General features: G+C 74.0%; 21 protein-coding genes. 3 read left to right on the top strand and 18 right to left on the bottom strand.

Annotated features, from left to right (window positions below):
- Window positions 1-72: 72 nt before the first annotated feature.
- The 3 genes from K6U06_RS02220 to K6U06_RS02210 form a co-directional block, all read right to left on the bottom strand.
- The gene (locus tag K6U06_RS02220) at window positions 73-624 is read right to left on the bottom strand and encodes an NADH-quinone oxidoreductase subunit C (protein WP_262320252.1); all 552 of its coding nucleotides are present in this window, start codon (window positions 622-624) and stop codon (window positions 73-75) included.
- Entirely contained in the window at window positions 621-1184 is a 564-nt protein-coding gene (locus K6U06_RS02215; protein ID WP_262320251.1) for an NADH-quinone oxidoreductase subunit B, read from the bottom strand. Before K6U06_RS02215 ends, K6U06_RS02220 begins: the two co-directional genes overlap by 4 nt.
- A gap of 74 nt (window positions 1185-1258) precedes the next feature.
- The gene (locus K6U06_RS02210; RefSeq protein ID WP_262320250.1) at window positions 1259-1783 is read right to left on the bottom strand and encodes an NADH-quinone oxidoreductase subunit A; all 525 of its coding nucleotides are present in this window, start codon (window positions 1781-1783) and stop codon (window positions 1259-1261) included.
- Window positions 1784-1936: 153 nt separating this feature from the next.
- On the opposite strand from K6U06_RS02210, the gene K6U06_RS02205 reads away from it, so the two are divergent.
- Entirely contained in the window at window positions 1937-3214 is a 1278-nt protein-coding gene (locus tag K6U06_RS02205) for a geranylgeranyl reductase family protein (protein ID WP_262320249.1), read from the top strand.
- A 34-nt stretch (window positions 3215-3248) separates the two neighbouring features.
- Here K6U06_RS02205 and K6U06_RS02200 read toward each other — a convergent pair whose 3' ends face one another.
- The 4 genes from K6U06_RS02200 to K6U06_RS02185 are packed head-to-tail and all read right to left on the bottom strand — an operon-like array spanning window position 3249 to window position 7468.
- Window positions 3249-4388, bottom strand: coding sequence for a family 43 glycosylhydrolase (locus tag K6U06_RS02200; protein WP_262320248.1), 1140 nt, complete (start codon window positions 4386-4388; stop codon window positions 3249-3251).
- Window positions 4389-4441: 53 nt separating this feature from the next.
- The gene (gene hemL / locus K6U06_RS02195; protein ID WP_262320247.1) at window positions 4442-5719 is read right to left on the bottom strand and encodes a glutamate-1-semialdehyde 2,1-aminomutase; all 1278 of its coding nucleotides are present in this window, start codon (window positions 5717-5719) and stop codon (window positions 4442-4444) included.
- Complete coding sequence (gene hemB / locus K6U06_RS02190) at window positions 5719-6699, bottom strand: porphobilinogen synthase (protein ID WP_262320246.1); 981 nt, start codon at window positions 6697-6699, stop codon at window positions 5719-5721. The genes hemL and hemB overlap by 1 nt, the downstream gene beginning before the upstream one ends.
- Before the next feature lie 4 nt (window positions 6700-6703).
- Window positions 6704-7468 carry a TetR/AcrR family transcriptional regulator gene (locus K6U06_RS02185; protein ID WP_262320245.1) on the bottom strand — a complete coding sequence of 255 codons (765 nt, stop codon included), beginning with the start codon at window positions 7466-7468 and terminating at the stop codon, window positions 6704-6706.
- Between the two features lie 84 nt (window positions 7469-7552).
- On the opposite strand from K6U06_RS02185, the gene K6U06_RS02180 reads away from it, so the two are divergent.
- Window positions 7553-7999 (top strand): nitroreductase/quinone reductase family protein, encoded by a 447-nt coding sequence (locus tag K6U06_RS02180; protein ID WP_262320244.1) that lies wholly within the window; start codon window positions 7553-7555, stop codon window positions 7997-7999.
- Between the two features lie 93 nt (window positions 8000-8092).
- On the top strand, window positions 8093-10189 hold the full coding sequence (locus K6U06_RS02175) for an FUSC family protein (protein ID WP_262320243.1): 2097 nt from the start codon (window positions 8093-8095) through the stop codon (window positions 10187-10189).
- Here the strand turns inward: K6U06_RS02175 and cobA are convergent.
- The 11 genes from cobA to K6U06_RS02120 all read right to left on the bottom strand — a co-directional run bounded on the left by cobA (window position 10161) and on the right by K6U06_RS02120 (window position 19742).
- Entirely contained in the window at window positions 10161-11627 is a 1467-nt protein-coding gene (gene cobA / locus K6U06_RS02170) for a uroporphyrinogen-III C-methyltransferase (protein ID WP_262320242.1), read from the bottom strand. The genes K6U06_RS02175 and cobA overlap by 29 nt on opposite strands.
- Window positions 11624-12529 (bottom strand): hydroxymethylbilane synthase, encoded by a 906-nt coding sequence (gene hemC / locus K6U06_RS02165; RefSeq protein ID WP_262320241.1) that lies wholly within the window; start codon window positions 12527-12529, stop codon window positions 11624-11626. Before hemC ends, cobA begins: the two co-directional genes overlap by 4 nt.
- 7 nt (window positions 12530-12536) lie before the next feature.
- Window positions 12537-13763: a glutamyl-tRNA reductase gene (gene hemA, locus K6U06_RS02160; RefSeq protein WP_262320240.1), complete on the bottom strand. Its 1227-nt coding sequence runs from the start codon at window positions 13761-13763 to the stop codon at window positions 12537-12539.
- A 17-nt stretch (window positions 13764-13780) separates the two neighbouring features.
- Window positions 13781-14407 carry a bifunctional precorrin-2 dehydrogenase/sirohydrochlorin ferrochelatase gene (locus K6U06_RS02155; RefSeq protein ID WP_262320239.1) on the bottom strand — a complete coding sequence of 209 codons (627 nt, stop codon included), beginning with the start codon at window positions 14405-14407 and terminating at the stop codon, window positions 13781-13783.
- On the bottom strand, window positions 14397-15131 hold the full coding sequence (locus tag K6U06_RS02150; RefSeq protein ID WP_262320238.1) for a redox-sensing transcriptional repressor Rex: 735 nt from the start codon (window positions 15129-15131) through the stop codon (window positions 14397-14399). The genes K6U06_RS02155 and K6U06_RS02150 overlap by 11 nt, the downstream gene beginning before the upstream one ends.
- 152 nt (window positions 15132-15283) lie before the next feature.
- Window positions 15284-16222: an S-adenosyl-l-methionine hydroxide adenosyltransferase family protein gene (locus K6U06_RS02145; protein WP_262320237.1), complete on the bottom strand. Its 939-nt coding sequence runs from the start codon at window positions 16220-16222 to the stop codon at window positions 15284-15286.
- Between the two features lie 28 nt (window positions 16223-16250).
- Window positions 16251-16445: a helix-turn-helix domain-containing protein gene (locus tag K6U06_RS02140; RefSeq protein WP_262320236.1), complete on the bottom strand. Its 195-nt coding sequence runs from the start codon at window positions 16443-16445 to the stop codon at window positions 16251-16253.
- Between the two features lie 85 nt (window positions 16446-16530).
- Window positions 16531-17337 carry a pyrroline-5-carboxylate reductase gene (proC, locus tag K6U06_RS02135; protein WP_262320235.1) on the bottom strand — a complete coding sequence of 269 codons (807 nt, stop codon included), beginning with the start codon at window positions 17335-17337 and terminating at the stop codon, window positions 16531-16533.
- A gap of 187 nt (window positions 17338-17524) precedes the next feature.
- Window positions 17525-17986, bottom strand: coding sequence for a YbjN domain-containing protein (locus K6U06_RS02130; protein WP_262320234.1), 462 nt, complete (start codon window positions 17984-17986; stop codon window positions 17525-17527).
- A complete protein-coding gene (locus K6U06_RS02125; protein WP_262320233.1) occupies window positions 17977-19236 on the bottom strand; it encodes a glycosyltransferase in 1260 nt (419 codons plus the stop codon). The genes K6U06_RS02130 and K6U06_RS02125 overlap by 10 nt, the downstream gene beginning before the upstream one ends.
- 74 nt (window positions 19237-19310) lie before the next feature.
- Window positions 19311-19742: a helix-turn-helix domain-containing protein gene (locus tag K6U06_RS02120; RefSeq protein WP_262320232.1), complete on the bottom strand. Its 432-nt coding sequence runs from the start codon at window positions 19740-19742 to the stop codon at window positions 19311-19313.

Genomic DNA, 19742 nt, shown 5'->3' with positions numbered 1-19742 from the left:
GAGCTGGGTGTGGGTCTCGAACTTCGTGGGGGTCGCGGACGGCGTCGGGGTCGGGCGGGGGCGGCGCGGCGCTCAACGCCCACTCGGGGCTTCTTTGAACTGGACCGGGATCCGGCCGCTGGCGTAGTCCTTGCGCAGCGGGTGGCCTTCCCAGTCCTCGGGCATCAGGATCCGGCTGGGGTCGGGATGGCCCTCGAAGTTGATGCCGTACATGTCGTAGGTCTCGCGCTCGTGGGCTTCGCTGCCGGCCCACAGGTCGAACAGCGTCGGCACGGTCGGGTTGTCGGCGGGCACCTGGCAGCGGACCCGGAGACGCTTGCGGTCCTCCATGCGGGCCAGCTCCACCACCACTTCGAAGCGCTGGGCCTCGACGCCCTCCGGCAGCTCCCGGCCCGGGTGGGTCAGGTAGTCGACGCCGCACAACCCGACGAACAGCTGGTAGCCGTCCTTCTTCAGCGCCGCCATCAGCTCGCCGTAGCCGTCGACGCCGGTGTGGACCACCGCCGAGCCCAGGCTGTCGACCAGCGGCGCGCCGTGGACGGTCTCTCGGGCGGGGGCGGCGTCCTCGCTGCTCGCGGCGGGGGTCTCGTTGCCGGCGTCGGCCGGCGGGGGGGTGTCGGTCACGACGCGGCGGGGGCGCTCAGGCTGACCCGGGCCGGGCGGCGCAGGGTGGCAGCGTCGAGGTGGATGCCGGCGCCGGTCCCGTCCGCGGTGCGGCGGGTGATCTCACCGAGGCGGATCTTTTGGTGCAGGGTCAAGATCGAGTGGATGAGGGTCTCGGGGCCCGGAGGGCAGCCCGGGGCGTACACGTCGACCGGGACGATCTGGTCGACGCCCTGCACGATGGCGTAGTTGTTGAACATCCCGCCGGTGCTGGCGCACACGCCCATCGAGATCACCCACTTGGGTTCCATCATCTGGTCGTAGACCTGCCGCAGGACCGGGGCCATCTTCTGGCTGACCCGCCCGGCGACGATCATGACGTCGGCCTGGCGGGGCGACGCCCGGAAGACCTCCATCCCGAAGCGGGCCAGGTCGAAGTTGGCCGCGCCGGCGGCCATCATCTCGATCGCGCAGCAGGCCAGACCGAAGTTGGCGGCCCACGAGCTCGACGCCCGTGCCCACTTGACCATCCCCTCGAGGGTTCCGGTCAGAAAGTTGTGCTGGAGATTCTCCAGGCCCATCGTCGTGCCTCCTCGAGACGGCGAAGCACCCCCAAGGTAGGGCGCCCAGCCGAGACCGCCAAAAACCTGCGGACTCAGGCCTCCGGCGCGCCGGCGCCGACCGGTTCCGCGGTCGGCTCGGGCTCGGAGTCGACAGGCCGGGGGGACATCCCGTCGATGAGCTGGTCCGGGCGGGGAACCCGCCGGACGGTGGATGTCGTGGTCCGGGTCAGGTTGACCGGCGCCTTGCGGGCCAGCTTCTTAACCGGGCCCCAGTCGAGCGCGCCGTTGGACACCAGGTAGGCGAACGAGACGAACACGACCAGAGCGAACGCCGCCATCTCCGCCAGCCCGAACGTGTTGAGCTGGTGGTAGATCACGGCCCACGGGTACAAGAAGATCACTTCGATGTCGAAGATGATGAAGATCATGGCGACCAAGAAGAAACGCACCGGGAAGCGGGCGGCGACCGGGGCTTGGGGGACGATGCCCGACTCGTAGGGGCCGGTCTTGGCGCCGGTGGGGCGCGACGGGCCGAGGAGCTTGGAGGCGGCGAAGGAGCCCGCGGCGAAGGCCAGGGCGACGACGAGGAGGAGGACGATCGGCAGGTACTGGTCCACGGCTGCGCCTTCCTTTCCGCTGGTGGTCCGCTGGGGTCGGGTTCGACCCCCCCGGCAGCGTAGCCACGCCCGACCGGAGAGTCGAAACGGCCGGTTCACGCCGGGGGCCGGCCCGCATGTGCTGTAGCGGGGGGCAGCGCCTAGATTCTGCCCATGCCGTCCCCCCGCACCGCGCGCCACTGCGACGTCTTGGTCATCGGGGGCGGCCCCTCCGGTGCCACCGCCTCCTACTGGCTGGCCAGCGCCGGGCACGACGTGGTGATGGTGGAACGCAAGTCCTACCCCCGGGAGAAGACCTGCGGTGACGGCCTGACGCCCCGGTCGGTCCGCCAGCTGCTGGACATGGGCCTCGGCGACGAGCTGGCCGGCGCCGGCCACCGTTACGACGGGCTTCGGTCGCACGGGTTCGGCCGGACCCTGGAGCTCAAGTGGCCGGAGCATCCGGACCTGCCCGGCTACGGCTACGTGATCACCCGCAAGGACCTGGACGCTTTGGTTGCCCGCAGAGCGGAAAAGGCCGGTGCCGAGGTGTGGGAGAAGTCCGAGGCGATCGCCCCGCTCGTCGAGCAGGGGCTGGTGCGCGGCGGGCTGATCAAGGACAAGACCGACCCCGACGCCGAGCCGGTGGAGGTCCGGGCCCGCTACGTCGTCGTGGCCGACGGCGCCAACTCCCGCTTCGGGCGGGCGCTGGGCACCAGCCGCAACCGCAGCTACCCGCTCGGGATGGCCATCCGCGGCTACTACTACTCGCCTCGCCACGACGAGCCGTGGATCGACAGCTGGCTGGACATCCGCGACAAGGCCGGCAACGTCCTCCCCGGCTACGGCTGGATCTTCCCGGTCGGCGACGGGCGGATCAACGTCGGCATCGGGCTGCTGTCCACCTTCAACCAGTGGAAGGCGGTCAACACCACCCACCTGCTGGAGAGCTTCGTCGACTACGCCCCCGAGTCGTGGGACATGCGACCCGAGACCGCGTGCGGGCCGGCCACCGGCGGCCGCCTGCCGATGGGGCTGTCGGTCGGCCCTCACGCCGGTCCCACCTACCTGGTGGTCGGCGACGCCGGCGGGACCATCAACCCGTTCAACGGTGAGGGCATCGCCTACGCCTACGAGACGGGGCGGATCGCCGCCGACGCGGTGCACCTGGCGCTGGCCTCGGGGGATGGGATGGCGCTTCAGACCTACGAGCAGCGGCTGCAGGACACCTACGCCCTGTACTACAAGGTGGCCCGGGCGTTCGTGAAGATCATCGGCCACCCGCAGCTGATGCGGGCGCTGGTGACCACCGGTATGCGCAGCCGGCCGCTCATGGAATGGGTGCTGCGGATCATGGCCAACTTGCTGCGCCCCGACGAGCTGGGCCCGGCGGAGGCCGCCTACAAGGCGGTCGCGGCGATCGCCCGGCTCGCTCCCGAACGCTCCGCCTGACGCCGGGCCCCGCGGCAGGCCGCTACCGGTCCGGTCACGACGGGTCGGGGAACGCTCCGGCGCGCGCCACGAACGGGCCGGCCGGGCCCCACCCGATGCGCGCCGCTTCGGCCGGGCGCAACACGCCTGGGGACTGCCCGGTCGACCACGGGTTGTAGACGATCCACGCGCTGCCGTCGCGACCGACGAACACCGTCTCCTCCCCCACGCCCCGCCCCTGAGCGTTGTCGGTCAAAAGCGGGCCGCGCGTGACGCTTCGGCACGGCCCGAGCGGGCCGGCGCAGCCGGCGACGCCGACGCCGTACCCGCCGGGGCTGTGGTAGCTGTAGCCGCCCGAGTAGAACAGCCACAGCCGGCCGTCGGGCCCGTTGACGAGTTGGGGGGCCTCGACGAGCTGGTGCTGCCAGGACCGGTCGGCGCGGAAGATGACCGCCGGCCGGCCGAGGAGCCTCCGCCCGTCGCCGCTCAGGGGCTGGGCCCAGATGGAGGGCACCTCGTCTTTCGGCGGCGACCCGCTCTTCAAGCTGTTGTCGTCGGACTTCCAGATCAGGTACGCCTTCGCGGCGCCCGGCGCCGAACGGTCGAGGTACACCTCGGCGTCGATGTCGCCTCCGTGGGCCCGTTGGCACACGAGCGGCGACGGGTCGGGACGGAACGGGCCGAGCGGGTTGGTGGAGGTGGCGGTGCCGATGCAGTGGTGCAGGTCCCAGCCCCGCACCGTCGCCGAGAAGTACATGACCCAGGTGGAGCCGAAGCGGTGCAGCGAAGGCGCCCACGTCAAGCCGCCGGTGTTGGTGCCGTTGGCCGGCACCGCCCACGCCGGCAGGGCGGGGAGGCTGTCGCGCACCACGCTCCACGCCCCGCCTGGGCGCCCCTCGAGGACCGGCACGTTGTGGGCGTAGTCGCCGAACGCGGTGGACACGAACAGGGCGTAGCGGCCCCCCTCGTCGAGCAGGAGAGGGTCCGGCAGGTCGATCGGGGCGGTGGCCAGGGCGATGCCCGGCCTGGTGGGATCGGGGGCGGGGGTGGCCGACGCGATGCTGGCGGTCGGCAGGCCCAGGTCACCGGCGTGGGACCACGTGACGCTCAGCGCGTCGCTGCCGGCCAGCAGGGCGACGCCGGCCAGCAGCCGGCGCAGCCGCCAACCCCATCTTCCCCTCGCGGCCCCGGGCACGAGCCGAGACCTTACGGCGCGCCCCGCCCCGGCGGGGAGGCGAGCCGGGGTTTCTAGCCGGCGGCCAGCCCGGCCGCGACGTCGCCGACGGCTTCGACGGTTCGGGCCAGGTCGGCGTCGCTGTGGGCCAGCGACGGGAACAGCACCTCGTAGGCGCCGGGCGCGACGGCGATGCCCCGCTCGAGCAGGCCGTGCATGAACCCGGGGTAGTGGCCGGTGGCCGCGGACGCCTTGGACGCCTCGTAGTCCTCGACCGGCGACGCCGCGAAGAACACGCCGAGCAGCGGGCCGGCGACCGGTACCTGCACCTGCAGGCCGGCGTCGTGGCAGGCGGCGGCGATGCCGGCCGCCAGCTTGCCGGCGATGGTGGCCAGCTCGGCGTAGGCGGTGTCGTCGAGCAGGCCCAGCACGGCGAGGCCGGCGGCGGTGGCCAGCGGGTTCCCCGACAAGGTGCCCGCCTGGTAGATCGGGCCGAGGGGCGCCAGCTGGGTCATGAGGTCGCGCCGGCCGGCGAACGCGGCGAGGGGCAGCCCTCCGCCGATCACCTTGCCGAAGCACCACAGGTCGGGTTGGACCCCGAACACCTGGGCGGCGCCGCCCCTCGCCACCCGGAACCCGGTGATCACCTCGTCGAAGACGAGCAGCGCCCCGACCCGGTCGCACTCGGCGCGCAGGCCTTCGAGGAAGCCGGGGGCCGGCGGCACCAGGCCCATGTTGGCGGCGATCGGCTCGACGACGACGCACGCGACGTCGTCGCTCAAGGCGGGCACCTGGTTGTAGGGGACGACCAGCGTCGAGGACACCGCAGCGGCCGGCACGCCGGCCGACGCCGGGATGCCGAGGGTGGCGACGCCGCTGCCGCCGCCGGCGAGGAGCCCGTCGGAGTGGCCGTGGTAGCAGCCGTCGAAGACCACGACGCGGTCTCGGCCGGTGGCCCCCCGGGCCAGGCGGACCGCCGACATCGTCGCCTCGGTGCCGCTGTTGACCAACCGGACCATCTCCGCGCCCGGCACCCGGGCGGCGATCTCCTCGGCGAGGAGGACCTCCCGCTCGGTCGGCGCCCCGAACGTAGACCCGTCCCCGGCCGCGGCCTGCACCGCGGCGACGACCGCCGGGTGGGCGTGACCGAGGATCGACGCCCCGTAGGACTGGACGTAGTCGAGGTACTCGTTGCCCTCCACGTCCCACACCTTGGACCCGAAGCCTCGGGCCACGAAGTACGGGGTGCCACCGACGGAGCGGAACGCCCGCACCGGGGAGTTGACCCCGCCGGGCGCGACCCTCTGGGCCCGGGCGAAGAGGGCGTCGTTGGTGATCGGGGGCTCGGCCATCAGGCGAGCACCCCGGCCAGCTCGCCGGCCAGGTAGGTGAGGATGATGTCGGCGCCGGCCCGCTTGACCGCGGTGATCTGCTCTAGGGCGACCGCCGGCCCGTCGATCCAGCCTCGCTCCGCGGCGGCCTTGATCATGGCGTACTCGCCGCTCACGTGGTACGCCGCCACCGGCAGCTCGACCCGGGCGGCGACCTCGGCGATCACGTCCAGGTAGCTGAGCGCCGGCTTGACCATCACGATGTCGGCGCCCTCGGCCACGTCGAGGTCGACCTCCCGCAGCGACTCGCGCCGGTTGCGGTAGTCCTGCTGGTAGTCGCGCCGGTCGCCGCCGCCGGCGATGGTCACGTCGACCGCGTCGCGAAACGGGCCGTAGAGGGCGGACGCGTACTTCGCGGAGTAGGCCATGACCGCGGTGGCGGAGAACCCGTCGCCGTCTAGAGCGGCCCGGATGGCGGCCACCTGGCCGTCCATCATCCCGGAGGGTGCGACGACGTCCGCGCCGGCCCGGGCCTGAGCCAGGGCCACCCGCCCGTAGAGGTCGATGGCCGCGTCGTTGTCCACCCGTCCGTGGCGGTCGAGGGGCCCACAGTGCCCGTGGTCGGTGTACTCGTCGAGGCACAAGTCGGCGGCCAGGACCATCGTGTCGCCCAGCTCGTCGCGCAGGCGGGCCAACGCCACCTGGACGATCCCGTCGGGGTCCCACGCCTGCGAGCCGATCGGGTCCTTGGTGGCCGGCACGCCGAAGAGGATCACGCCCCGCACGCCGAGGTCGCCCAGGCTGCGGGCCTCTTTCACCAGGCTGTCGACGGTGTGCTGGCTCACGCCGGGCAGCGACACGATCGGCTGGGGGACGTCGATGCCCTCCCGCACGAACAGCGGGGCCATCAAGTCGGCGGGGGTCAGGGCCGTCTCGGCGACCAGGTCGCGCAAGGGGGCGCCCCGGCGCAGCCGGCGCATCCTCGTGGCGGGGTAGCTCATGGGTTCACCGTACCGCCGGCGCGCCGCCACCGACCCTGAGACCGACCAGCCCGCCGGCGAGACGCAGGCAGTGATCGAACCAGGCGTCTTGGTCGTCGACGGCCCCGACGAAGTGACCGAAGCGCTCCAGGCTGATCGCCCCGAGGACCTGCGCCCACGCGGCCAGCGCGGCGGCCGCCACCGCCGGGTCGAGGCCCGGAGCCAGGGCGGCCATGGGGGCGACCGACGCGGCCACCGCCGGGGGGACGGGGAGGCCGCCCGGCGCGTCGAGCACGCCGGCACCGGCCGCGTCGACGAGCAGCTCGATCGGCACCCGGTGCAGTCCGGTGGCCGCCGCGGTGGTCTCCTCGGAGCCGACGAACCCTGGGACCGGCGATCCGAACACCAGCGCCCACTCGTGGGGGTGGCCGCCCGACCATTCGCGCAGCGCCCGGCCGAGGGCCATCCACCGCCGCCCCGGGTCCTGCGAGGTGGCATCGGCCGCCGCCGCGGTGGCCGCCAGGGCGTTGTAGGCGTCGACGATCAAGGCGGTGAGGAGGTGGTCGCGGCTGGCGTAGTAGCGGTACAGCGCCGAGGGGGCCATCCCGAGTCGGCGGGCCACCGCCCGGAGGCTGAGGGCCGCCGGGCCGACCTCCGCCAGCTCGGCGCGACCGGCGTCGGTGATCTCCCTCATGAGCTCGACTCGCACCCGGGCCCGGGCCCCCGCCGCGGAGGGCCCCGGCCCGTCGGCGCCAGGCGATCCAGGGGCGGGGCTGACGGCGGGAGGCATGCCGTCACCCTAACCGAGAACGTCCGACAGATCCGAGAACAGAAGACCTTGACGAGAACATCGTTCACAGTTATGGTTCGGGTCATGACCAACGACGTGCACTACCAAGCCCCGGGGCGGACCACCCGCCTGTTCAACCGTCTCGTCGCCGGGTTGACCGGCGCCGGCATCAGCGTGTGGGGGTCCCGGGTCCTCGAGGTCCCCGGCCGGCGCAGCGGGCTCCCCCGCCGGACGCCGGTCAACCTGCTCACCGTCGACGGCCAGGATTACCTGGTCGCCCCGAGGGGCGAGGCCGAGTGGGTGCGAAACGTCCGGGCCAACGACGGACGCCTGGTGCTGATCCTCGGCAAGCGGCGCGAGGAGCGCCGCGCCGCCGAGCTCCTCGACGTCGACAAGCCGGCGGTGCTGCGCCCGTACCTGAAGCGCTGGAAGTTCGAGGTCGGCGCGTTCTTCGAGGGGGTCAGCGCCGACTCCACCGACGCGGAGCTGATCGCCGCCGGCCCCCGCCACCCGGTGTTCGCGCTTGGCTGAGTCCTCGGCGGGCCGGTCAAGCGGCCCGCCGAGGACCATCTTCGTGGTCGTCACAGCTAGCCAGCCGGCGTCGAAGCGGGGTAGAAGCGTGCAGTGAGCGCACCGCCGAGCCCCACCGGGCCCCGCCCGGCCAACGCCAGGTGGTGGCCGCTGGAGCTGGTGGTGCCGAAGAGCGCGCCGATCCCGTGGGGCCGCTCCGCAGAGGCGGCGGTCGCGGTGGGCGGAGCCTTCGGGCTCGGGGTGTTGAGCGGCCACACCATCGACGGCCTCCTGGCCAGCCTCGGCGCCCTGCCGGCGGTCAACTCCGACCGGGGCGGTCCGTGGCCGTTGCGGGTCCGGCGGGCCGGCGCGGCCGCGCTGGCCGCGGCGGTGGGCCTGGTCGTCGGTGCTGCGGTACGCGGCGAAGGGTGGCAGATCGTGGTGGTGATCGCGGCGTGCGCGGCGGCCGCCAGCCTGGTCAGCGCGATCAGCCCGGTGGGGTCGCTTTTCGGTCTCAACCTGTTGATCTACGCGGCCATCTCGGCCTCCGATCCCCTGCCGGGTCCCAGCTGGCGGACGGCGCTGATCGCGCTGAGCGGCAGCGCCTGGGGGCTTTTGGTCAAGCTGCCCGGACGGCTGGCGCACCGGGTGACACCGGAGCGCGCCGCGGTCGCTGCGGTGTTCGACGCGGCCGCCGAGCTGCTCGCCGGCGCCGACCTCCCCGACCGCTACGACCGCCGGTGGGCGCTGACCGCGGCGATCAACCAGGCCGAGGACAGCCTGGTCGCGGCCCGGACCAGGCTCGGCAGCGCCGACCCGGAGTCCCAGCAGCTGCTCCTCAGCCTGCGGGAGGCCAACGCCCTCAACCGGGTGGCGATCGCCCGTCTGACCGAGCGCCGCCCGGCCAGCCCGGCATCGGTGGGCGCGGTGCGGGACCTAGCGTCGTTGGTGCGCGCCGTGCCGCTGCCGGCCGGCGGCGACGGGGAGGGCGGCGGCCCGGCCGGGACGGCGCCGCCCGACGACGCGGACCTGGTCGGGCCGTGGCGGGCGGCCCGCCGGGCGGTCACCGGGGAACGCCGCCCCGGCGCCGGCCCGGACCGCAGCAACCGCCGCGACGAGCTGCGGGCGACGCTGCAGCGGGTGACCGGCCGCCGGTCGCTGCAGGCCACCGGTCGCCTGGTGCTGTGCATGATCGCCGCGGAGGTCTGTTGCGTGTACCTGGTCCGCCGCCACCCGTACTGGGTGCCCCTGACCGTCGCGGTGGCCATGAAACCGGACTTCGGGTCGGTGTTCGCCCGGGCCGTGCAGCGGGCCCTCGGGACCACCGTCGGCGTCGTCGTCGGCGGGACGATCCTGGTCGTGGTCGGGGACTTGCGCGAGCTGCTGCCGTTTTTCATCGTGCTCGCGGCGTTGATGCCGGTGACCATCCTCCGCAACTACGGGATGTTCGTCACCGTCCTCACGCCGCTGGTCTTGATCCAGATCGACGCGTTGACGCCGACGCCGGGCCAGTTGGTGACCGCCCGGCTGCTCGACACGCTGCTCGGTGTCGGCATCGTGCTGCTCCTCGGCTACGTCATCTGGCCCTCGACGTGGCGGCCCCGGCTACTCGGCGACGCCGCGGTGGCCCTCAACGCGGTGATCGCGGTGGTGAGGGAGACCGCGGACGCCCCCGATCCCCGCAGCGTCAGGCGGCGGCCGGCCTACCGGGCTCTGTCCAACCTGAGGACGACGTTCTCCCAGCACTTCGCCGACCCGTCCCCGACCGGGGTGGAGGCCCGGATCCTGTGGCCGCTGGTGGTCGCGATGGAGCGGATCCTCGACGAGACGATCCGCCTCGGCCCGGAACGGACCGCCGAGGTGGCCGCCGAGCTGCGGGACGCGGCCGACGTCTTGGAGACGCTGCGCGAGGGCCACCCGCCGGGAAGCTCCGCGACGGTGACGGAGACGGCGACAGAACCGGGCCGCGGGCCGGCCGGCGCCGGCACCGCGAAGCCCGTCGGCGCCACCGAACCGGTCGATGCCACCGAGCCGGTCGACGCCACCGACCCGGTCGATGCCGGCGGCGCGTCGGGTCGCTCCAGCGACGTGACGGCCACCCTGTGGGACCGGGTCGGCGACGCGGCGGCCGCCATCGAGCAGCTACGCGACCGCCATCCCAGCCCGGACGGGCCCGGCGGGTTCAGCCGCTTGGTGCGAGCGCGCCGCTGAGCGCGTCGACCAGCCCGGCGATGGTGTGCTCGGCCGCTTCGACGGTAACCGCGACGCCGGCCGCGGTCGCCGCCGCGGTGGTGACCGGCCCGATCGACGCGACGACCGGAGGCAGGCGGCTGGCCCCCGCCGCGGCCAGGTAGTTGGTCACCGTCGACGCCGAGGTGAAGCAGATCGCGTCCGCGGACGCGGCGGCGTCGAGCAGCGCCGGGTCGGGCGTGGCCGGCACCGTCTGGTACGCCTCGACCACGTCGAGGTCCCACCCCGCGCCACGCAACCCGTCGGGCAGCACCTCCCGGGCGATTTTGGCCCGTGGGAGCAGCACCCTCGACCCGGGGGCGGGCGGGTCCGGGAACGCCTCGAGGAGGCTCTCGGCGATGGAGCGGGCCGGGACCAAGTCGGCGACGACCCCCCGGGCGGCGAGCGCGTCGGCGGTGCCCGGGCCGATCGCCGCCACCGAGGCGCGGCCGAACGACCGGGCGTCGCGGACCAGTTCGAACACCGCGTGGACGGCGTTGGCGGAGGTGAACACCGCCCAGTCGTAGGCGTCGTCGCCGAGCGCGCCGACCGCCGCGGCCAAGGCCGCGCCGCCGTCGGAGGGCGGCGCCAGCGCGATGGCCGGGACCTCCACGGGCCGGGCCCCGAGGTCCCGGAGCCGGGTGGACAGCTGCGACGCCTGGCCCGGCGCCCGGGTGACGACCACCCGCCGCCCGAGCAGCGGCCGGTTGGCGTACCAGGCCAGGTCCAATCCGGCGACCGCGCCGATGACCATCGTCGCCGGCGGGGCGATCGGGGCGTCGGCCAGGCCCGCGAGGGTGGTGCGCACCGTGTGCTGCTCGGGTCTGGTGCCCCACTGCACGGCGACGGCAGGGGTGCTCGGGGGCATCCCGCCGTCCATCAGCCGCCGGCTGATCAGGTCCCGGTGGGCGACGCCCATCAGCACCACTACGGTCCCCCCGACCTGGGCCAGCGCCTCCCAGTTGACGTCGGCCTCCACGGCCAGGCGGGTGTGGCCGGTGACCACGGTGAACGACGCCGACATCCCCCGGTGGGTCACCGGCACCCCGGCGTAGGCCGGTACCGCCACCGCGGAGGTGACGCCGGGCACGATCTCGAAGGGCACCCCGGCCGCGGCCAGGGCCAGCGCCTCCTCCCCTCCCCGCCCGAACACGAACGGGTCGCCGCCTTTCAGCCGGACCACCGCGGCCCCGGTGAGGCCCCGGGCCACGAGCACGTCGGTGATGTCGTCTTGGCGGACCGGGCCGCCGGGCGCCTTGCCCACGTCGATGCGCACCGCGGCGGGGGGCGCCAGGTCGAGGAGGCTGGCGTCGGCCAGGCGGTCGTGGACCACCACCTCCGCCCGGGACAGCACCTCGGCGCCTCGGAGGGTGAGCAGGCCGGGGTCGCCGGGGCCGGCACCGACCAGGTAGACGGTCATCGAGGCGCGCCGGCCCCGTCGGCGTCGAGCACCGCGCGGCCTCCGGCCCCGTCGAGCAGCTCGGCGGCGAGCGCCGCGCCGAGGGTCTCGGGATCGGACCCGACCAGCGACGAGCGGAGAAGGACCCGACCGTCGATCGACGCCAGCAGCCCCTCGAGGCGCAGGCCGCCACCGACCCACGTGGCGTGGGCGCCGACGGGGAGGCTGCAGCCGCTGCCGAGCTGGGCCAGGAACGCCCGTTCTGCTCGTACCGCCAGGTGAGACTCGCGGTGGTCGAGGGCGGTCAGCCGGCTCGCGGTGGCGTCGTCCCCGCTACGGCATTCGATGCCGAGAGCTCCCTGGGCGACCTGCGGGAGCATCACTTCCGGTGCGAGCACCTCGGCGGCGGGGGCCAGCCCGAGGCGGATGAGAGCGGCCGCCGCGACGACCAGCGCCCCTCCGGGCGGCACTTTCCCCAACCTGGTGGCGATGTTGCCCCGGACGCTGGTGAAGGTCAGGTCCGGGCGCAGCCACGCCAGCTGCGCTCGGCGGCGCACCGACCCGGTGGCCACCGCGGCGCCCGCCGGCAGGTCGGCCAGGCGGGAGCCGACCAGCGCGTCGCGGGGGTCGGCCCGCTTCGGGACCGCGCGCAGGTCCAGTCCCGGGGTGGCCTCCGAAGGCAGGTCCTTGGCGGAGTGCACCGCGACGTCGGCGCGCCCGTCGAGGACCGCGGCTTGCACCTCCTTGACGAAAACGCCTTGGCCGCCCAACTCCCACACCGGCACGTCGAGGCGGCGGTCGCCTTTGGTGTCGACGACCTCGATGGTGACCTGGAGGTCGGGCCACGCGGCGCGCAGCCCAGCGGCGACCGACTCGGCCTGCCACATGGCGAGCGCGCTGCCGCGCGTGGCTATGCGCAGCACTCGGTGCTTAGAGATCGAACAGCTGGCGCAGGGCCCGGGCCATCTGCTCGCCGCCCGGGCTTCCCGCGGCGGCCTTCAAGTTGACCGTCGGCTCGTGCAGCAGCTTGGCGACGATCCCCCGGGTGAGGGTCTCGACGGCCCGGCGGGACCTGGGGTCGAGACCCGCCAGGCGGCTCTCCAGGCGGGCCAGCTCGGACTGGCGGATGGCCTCGGCGCGCTCGTGGAGGACCGCGACGACCGGCGCCATCTCCCGCTGCGTGGCCACCTCCATGTAGCGCTCGATCTCCTCGGCCACGATCCGCTCCGCGGCGGGGACCTCCTGGCGTCGTCCGGCCATGGCGTCCTCGGCGAAGCGCTTGAGGTCGTCCATGTCGAGCACCGTCACGCCGGGCAGCGACCCGACGGCGGGGTCGACGTCGCGGGGCACGGCGATGTCGACGATCAGCAGCGGACGCCCGCCCCGAGCCAGCAGGACCGCCTCGATGTCGTCGGCCTCGATCAGCACGTCGGGGGACCCGGTGGAGGTGAGCAGCACGTCGGCGGCGTGGAACGCCTCGGGCAGCGACCCCCACTGCACGGCCTGGCCGCCGCAGCGCGACGCCAGCGCGGTCGCCCGGTCCCATGTCCGGTTGGCGACGAGCACCGGGCCGGCGGCCGGGGCCGCGGAGAGGGCGGTGGCCATCGCCTCTCCCATCTCGCCAGCACCGACGAGCAGGGTGGTCCGCCCGGCCAGCGACCCGAGCCGCTCCGCGGCCATGGCCACCGCGGCCTGCGACAGCGACGTGGTGCCCTGGGCGATCTGGGTCTCGTTGCGGACCCGCTTGCCGGTTTCCGCGGCCAGGCGGAACAGGTGGGCCAGGATCGGCCCGTCGACCTCCTCGGCGTGGGCTGCCTCCCAGGCGGTGCGGACCTGGCGGAGGATCTCGCCTTCGCCGAGCACCGCGGAGTCCAAGCCGGCCGCGACCCGGAACAGGTGCCGGATCGCGGCGTCGTCGTGGTAGGAGTACGCGTGGTCGCTCCACGCCTCGGGGGGCAGGCCGCTCCACCGGCCGATGAACTCGCGGATGTCGTTCATGGCGTTGTGGTAGCGGTTGGCGACCGCGTAGATCTCGGTGCGCATGCACGTGGAGACCACGACCACCTCGGCGACGTGGTCGCTCCGGCTCAGCTCGTGGAGGGCTTTGGGCAGGCGCGCCGGCAGGACCGTCATCGGCTCGAGCAGCGCCAGGGGCACCGTGCGATGGTTGAGTCCTATGACAACGACAGACACGCCTGCACGCGCTCCCTTGCTCGGGCCAGGTCGCCCGCTCGTATGAGAGCGAGCATGTCCCAATCCAACGCCGGCCGCCAGTCGATCTGTTCCGTGGACCCCCCGCTTTCGCGCACTTGGCGCCGAGCTTCTGACAGAAGTCCCGCCAAAGCAGCGACTTCGGGCCCTAGCTCTGAGGCCACATGGCCCTTCAACCAGGCTGCCAGGGCGGGGCTGTGCCCCCCGGTGCCGACCGTGACGGTCACCGGGCCTTGGCGGACCACCGCCGGGAGGGTGAAGGAACAAGACGCCGGGTCGTCAGCCGCGTTGACCCACACCCGGGCCGCGTCGCCGTCGGCGCGCACCGCCGCGTTGACCGCCGGGTCGTCGGTGGCGGCGATCGCCAGCCACACCCCGTCGAGGTCGCCGGGCCGGTAGGGCCGCTCCTCGAAGGGCACGCCGAGGGCCCGGACCTCGGCGCGCACTTCGGTGGCCACCACCCGGACCTGCCCGCCGGCGTCGAGTAGGCCCTCGGCCTTGCGGGCCGCGATCGCACCGCCGCCGACGACCAGGCAGGGCCGCCCGGCGAGGAGCAGGTTCACCGGGTACTGGGGGCCGTCAACCGGCATCGACGGCCTGCTGGTCGGAGCTTCGGGTGACGGGCGGCTCGCTCTCGCTCTCCCGCTGGTCGCTGTCGGTCGGCTCGCGGTCTGCGGGCTGGCGTTCGGCGGCCTGGCGTTCGTAGAACCCGAGGATCTGCAGCTCGACGCCCAGGTCGACCTGGCGGAGGGTGACGTGCGGGGGGACCTGCAGCACCACGGGGGCGAAGTTGAGGATCGACACCACGCCGGCGCCGACCAACCGGTCGGTCATCTCCTGGGCCACCGCGCTCGGAGTGGTGACCACCCCGATGGCCACCCGACGCTGCCGGCACACCTCGGTGAGCTCGGACGCCGGCTGGATGGCGACGGGTCCGATGTTCCGCCCGACCTTGCCGGGATCGGTGTCGAACGCCGCGACGATCTCGAAGCCCCGGCCCCGGAAGCCGTCGTAGTTGGCCAGCGCCCGTCCCAGGTTGCCGACACCGACGATCGCCACCGCCCGCTCGCCGGTCAGGCCGAGCTCCCGGTTGACCTGCCGGATCAGGTAGTCGACCTCGTAGCCGACCCCCCGCACGCCGTAGGACCCGAGGTGGGAGAGGTCCTTGCGGACCTGGGCGGCGTTGACCCCCGCGAGCAGCGCCAAGTCCTCCGACGACACGGTCGCGGTCCGGTCCCGGGACAGCTCCATGAGGGCCCGCAGGTACACCGGCAGTCGGGCGACGGTCGCCTCGGGCACTCGCCGCTGGGTCACCAGCCACCACCGGGAGCGGTCATCGCGGCGTCACAACCCCAGGGTACCCCCGCCCTCGACACTGACCGTAGCGAGCGGGTGGTTTTGCGCCGGCAGCGGGCGGGTGTCACCCCAGACGGGAGCCAGCCGGCCCGACCGCCGCCGCGGCCGGTTCAGGTCTCGGCGCCCTCGGCGCCCTCGGCGATCTCGGCACCCTCGGCGATCTCGGCGATCTCGACGATCTCGACGATCTCGACGGTCACGGTGTCGCCGGCGCCGAGCCCGAGGTGCGCTGCGGCCGAGCGGCGGTCCAGGCACAGCGCGACCAGACCGGCGGAGTCGGGGACGAGCCCGAGACGCTCGCCGAGGTCGGCGTAGGCCGCGGCCAGGACTGCCGGGTGGGCGCCGGCGCCGGCGCGCACCACCGCGGTGCCGCCCCGGGGCAGGTCGGCTGCGGCCACGTTCAGCTGAGCGTTGCCGAAGGTGTCCACCCACCACACCGTGGCCTCGACCGACCAGACCTCCGGCCCCGTCCCCGCCGGTCCAGCTCCTACCGCCCCAGCCGCCCCTCCCGCCGCCCTGCGCCGGGGCCGGACCGGTTCGAGGGGGCCGCCGGCGAGGCCGGCGATTTCGATCTCCCGGCCCACCGCGGCGGTCGCGACGCCGGCAGCCAGGTGGCCGGCGACGGGAGCGAACACGTCCCTCCCGGCGAACGTCGTTCCCACCCCTGGCCCCGCCGGCCCGTGCCACCGGCGGTCGCCGAGCTCGACTGCGGCGGTGATCTGCCCCGCCCGGTAGGCGGCCGGGGTGAGCAGGCCGTTGTCCGGTCCGACCAGGGTCAGCCGACCGCGCTCGGTCGCCACCTCGATCGCGACGGCCCGGCGGGCGGTGGCCACCCCCGGGTCGACCACGCCGAGCACCACCGCCGGCGCCAGCCACGGGACCGCCCGCCACAGGGCCAGGGCCCCGGCGCGGACGTCCTGGCGGGCGATGCGGTGGGTCAGGTCGACGATCTCGACTCCGGGAGCCGCCGAGCGCAGGGCGCGGTGCATCAGGCCGACCCACTCGTCGTCGAGCCCGAAGTCGGTCAGGACGCAGACCGGACGAGCCACGACTGCGGCCGCGGGGGATCCGCGCCGCTCAGACGGCCTGGGTGTACTGTCCAGCGAGGTACCGGTCGACGTCGTCAGCGCGGATGCGGTAGGACCGCCCCACTCTGATCGCCGGCAGCTGGCCGCCTTGGACCAGCCGATAGACCGTCATGTTGGAGACGCGCAACTGCTCGGCCACCTCGGCGACGGTGACGAACTGTGTACGGGACTCTTTTGGCTCCACGTCGACCACCCTTCTCCGAGCGTCGAGCGTACGCCACGAGCGCCGTCACGCAAAGCGGGCATCGGTCGCGGCGGCCCGGAAGGTCTCAGGACCCGAGCTGGCGGGAGCGCTCCGTGGCCGCCACGACCGCGTCGCTGAGCGCGGCGCGCACGCCGCGGTCCTCCAGCGCCCGCAGCCCCGCCGCGGTGGTCCCCCCGGGCGAGGTCACCGCGGCGCGAAGAGCCCCGGGCCCGTCGGTCCCTTCGGCCAGCATCCTGGCTGCGCCGAGCAGGGTCTGCGCGGTGAGCGCCTCGGCGACCGGCCGGGGCAGGCCGACTAGCACCCCGGCGTCGATGAGCGCCTCCGCGACGAGGAAGGCGTAGGCCGGCCCGCTGCCGGACAGGCCGGTGACCGCGTCGAGGAGGCCCTCGCCGACCACGACGACCAGCCCAACCGCGCCGAGGATGCCCTCCGCCCACGCCAGGTCCTCGGGGGCCACCCCTTCGGCCGCGGCCAGCCCGGCGGCGCCCGCCCCGACCAGCGCCGGGGTGTTGGGCATGGCCCGCAGCAGCGCTGGGCCGGCTCCGACCGCGGCGCGCAGGCTGGCGAGGGTCACGCCGGCGGCGACGGACAGCACCCTGGAGGGGCCAGCGCCGGCGACGGCCCGGGCGGCGCCGGTCACGTCGCCGGGCTTGACGGCGATCACCGCGCCGAATCCGGCCGCGGCGTCCATCTCATCGACCGAGGCGACGACCGCCAGCCCGGGGAAGCGGGCCTCCAGGACGTCGCGCCGGGCGGTGTCGGGCTCGACGACCGCGACCGAGGTCGGGGAAAATGCGCCGGCGGAGAGGAGCCCTCCGACCAGGGCTTCCCCCATGCGCCCGCCACCGATCACGACCAGGTCTGCGCCCATCAACCCGACCCTAGCGACGCGCCACCGTCGAGGCCGGCCCGGGCGCGCCGCAACCCGAGAGCGCGCACGGGCCGTTCGTACTTCCCCGAACGAACGACGCCGAGGACACCTCGGGCCACGGCACCGGCGAGCGTACCGGGGGCCTGGGGGACGGGCAAGGGTCGTCCCCGCTCCCGCGCCCGGCCGGTCAGCGACCGAAGCGGGTGGCGTACCCGATGCGCATCGCGGACGCGAAGTACTGCTCGGTGTAGGCGTAACCGGACCCGACGACCCGGTCCAGCTCCTCTTCGTCGACGGCGACTAGGGGCAGCTGCCCGACCAGGTACACCGCGTCTTCCAGGCCGATCGAGAAGCGCCAGGCGTAGAGCTTCGGGTTGACCCGCAGTAGGTACTCCCAGCACTCCTCGAGCTGCTCCTCCGGCGCCGGCATGAAGTAGGTCTCGAAGTACAGGGTGCGTTCCCTCAAGGTCAACCAGATGGTGATGGTGGCCTTCTCTTCGCCTCGCATGCGCACATACCACCGGTCGATCTCCGGGTCCCGGTCGATGGCTGCGACCAGGGGGTTGTCGGCCAGCGAGCCTTGCGCCCAACGCTCGATGACTCCCCGCAGGAGCGCCAGCTCCTCGGGTCCTGCGCGTCCTACCGGCACAACAGCAGCTCCCTGCTCATCAGCGCGTCGATCCTGGCGGCCAGGCCCGCGGCGGCGCCCGACCAGGTGTAGCGGGCCGCTCGGGCGGCCGCCTCGGCGCCCATCGCGGCCCGCAGGCCGCCCCGGTCGGCCAGCAGATCGGTGAGGTGGGCGGCGAAGCGGGCCGGGTCTCGACCCTCGACCAGGTACCCGGTGCGACCGTGGTCGACCAGGGTGGTCAAACCGCCGACGGCCGCCGCAACCACCGGCACCCCGCACGCGGCGGCCTCCAGCGCGACGAGCCCGAAGGACTCCGAACGGCTCGGGACGACGGCCACGTCCGCGGCGCGAAGCGACGTGGAGAGCAGGTGGTGGGGTTGGGGGGCCATGAACCGGACCCGTCCCCCGAGCCCGTGGGCGGCGACTCGACGGTGGACCTCGGCCAGTTCGTCGTCGCCGTGAGGACCGCTCGGGCCGCCGACCACCGCCAGCGTCGCCCGCTCCAGGCCGGGCCGGGCGACCACTTGGGCGAGGGCGTCGACGGCCACGGTCAGCCCCTTCAGCGGCTGGATCCGCCCGACGAAGAGGATCAGGGGGTCGTCGGGATCGAACCCCATGGCCCGCCGGGCCCGTGACTGCTCGCCGGGAGCGAAGAACGCGTGGTCCACGCCGGGCGCCACGATGGCCAGCCGATCCGGGTCGGCGCCGTAGAGCTCGGTGAGCTGGTCGGCCTCGACGCTGCAGGAGGCCAACACGATGTCGGAGCATCCGATGATGGCGTGCTCCGCCAGCGCCCGACGGGCCGGTTCGGAGGCCGACAGCTCCTCCACGCTGGCCTCGGCCTTGACCCGGTCGAGGGTGTGGAACGTGGAGATCAACGGCACGTCGAGCTCGTGTTTGAGGCTGTGGCCGGCCACTCCAGAAAGCCAGTAGTGGGCGTGGATGGCGTCGACGCCGAGCCCGTCCACGGCCAGGGCGGCCAGGCGGGCGCCGACACCGTCAGACCACTCGTCGACCAGACCGGGAAGCTGCTCCTTCGCCACCGGGGCGAGCGGGCCGGCAGGCACGTGATGGACCCGGACGTTGGGTTCGACACCGATTGTCGGCGGCCGGGACGGGTCGTCGGTACGGGTGAAGATCTCGCAGCGCACCCCCCGGCGGGCCAGGGCGGCGCTCAGCTCCCGGACGTAGACGTTCATGCCCCCGCCGTCGCCGGTACCGGCCTGGGCCAGCGGCGAGGTGTGCATCGAGAGGACAGCGAGGGCGCGCACAGCGAATGCGAAGGTACCCGACCTTGGAGGTCAACAACCGTTCCGGGAGCCGACCGGGCCGGCAGGCGCGGCGCTCACGGGCCGCTCGGACGGGCCGGCCGGGCGCCACCGAGGTCGCCGGGCGCCTGGGCCGAAGCGGTGTCGGCGGGGTCGGAGCGGCCCTCGTGCTCCTTCAAGAAAGACAGGTAGATGTGCAGCAGGGTCTGCTTCTGCTCGTCGGTGAGGGCCGGCTCGGCGAGGATGGCATCGGCCAGCGTCCCCTTGAGGGTGGGGGCGTCGAGGATGCCGGCCCGGACGTAGAGCGTCTCCGCGGAGATGCGCAGCGCCTTGGCGATCTGCTGGAGGATCTCCGCCGACGGCCGGCGCAGGCCCCGCTCGATCTGGCTCAGGTACGGGTTGGAGACCCCCGCCAGGTCCGACAGCCGGCGGAGAGACAGCCGGGCCACGTTGCGCTGCTCGCGGATGAACGCGCCCAGCTCGCTCCAGGGGTCCGGCAGTTCGGTCAT

The sequence above is a fragment of the Acidiferrimicrobium sp. IK genome (genome assembly GCF_025499425.1).
Taxonomy (GTDB): Bacteria; Actinomycetota; Acidimicrobiia; order Acidimicrobiales; family Palsa-688; genus Acidiferrimicrobium.
Note: the sequence above shows the minus strand (reverse complement) of the source record. Positions and strands in the feature narration are given on the sequence as shown.

Coding starts and splice junctions, on each gene's coding strand:
- cobA (WP_262320242.1), bottom strand. CDS start 11,627: ATGACCGTCTACCTGGTCGGTGCCGGCCCCGGCGACCCCGGCCTGCTC.
- hemL (WP_262320247.1), bottom strand. CDS start 5,719: ATGGCCGAGCCCCCGATCACCAACGACGCCCTCTTCGCCCGGGCCCAG.
- K6U06_RS02215 (WP_262320251.1), bottom strand. CDS start 1,184: ATGGGCCTGGAGAATCTCCAGCACAACTTTCTGACCGGAACCCTCGAG.
- K6U06_RS02185 (WP_262320245.1), bottom strand. CDS start 7,468: ATGCCTCCCGCCGTCAGCCCCGCCCCTGGATCGCCTGGCGCCGACGGG.
- hemB (WP_262320246.1), bottom strand. CDS start 6,699: ATGAGCTACCCCGCCACGAGGATGCGCCGGCTGCGCCGGGGCGCCCCC.
- K6U06_RS02180 (WP_262320244.1), top strand. CDS start 7,553: ATGACCAACGACGTGCACTACCAAGCCCCGGGGCGGACCACCCGCCTG.
- K6U06_RS02205 (WP_262320249.1), top strand. CDS start 1,937: ATGCCGTCCCCCCGCACCGCGCGCCACTGCGACGTCTTGGTCATCGGG.
- proC (WP_262320235.1), bottom strand. CDS start 17,337: ATGGGCGCAGACCTGGTCGTGATCGGTGGCGGGCGCATGGGGGAAGCC.
- K6U06_RS02155 (WP_262320239.1), bottom strand. CDS start 14,407: ATGCCGGTTGACGGCCCCCAGTACCCGGTGAACCTGCTCCTCGCCGGG.
- K6U06_RS02120 (WP_262320232.1), bottom strand. CDS start 19,742: ATGACCGAACTGCCGGACCCCTGGAGCGAGCTGGGCGCGTTCATCCGC.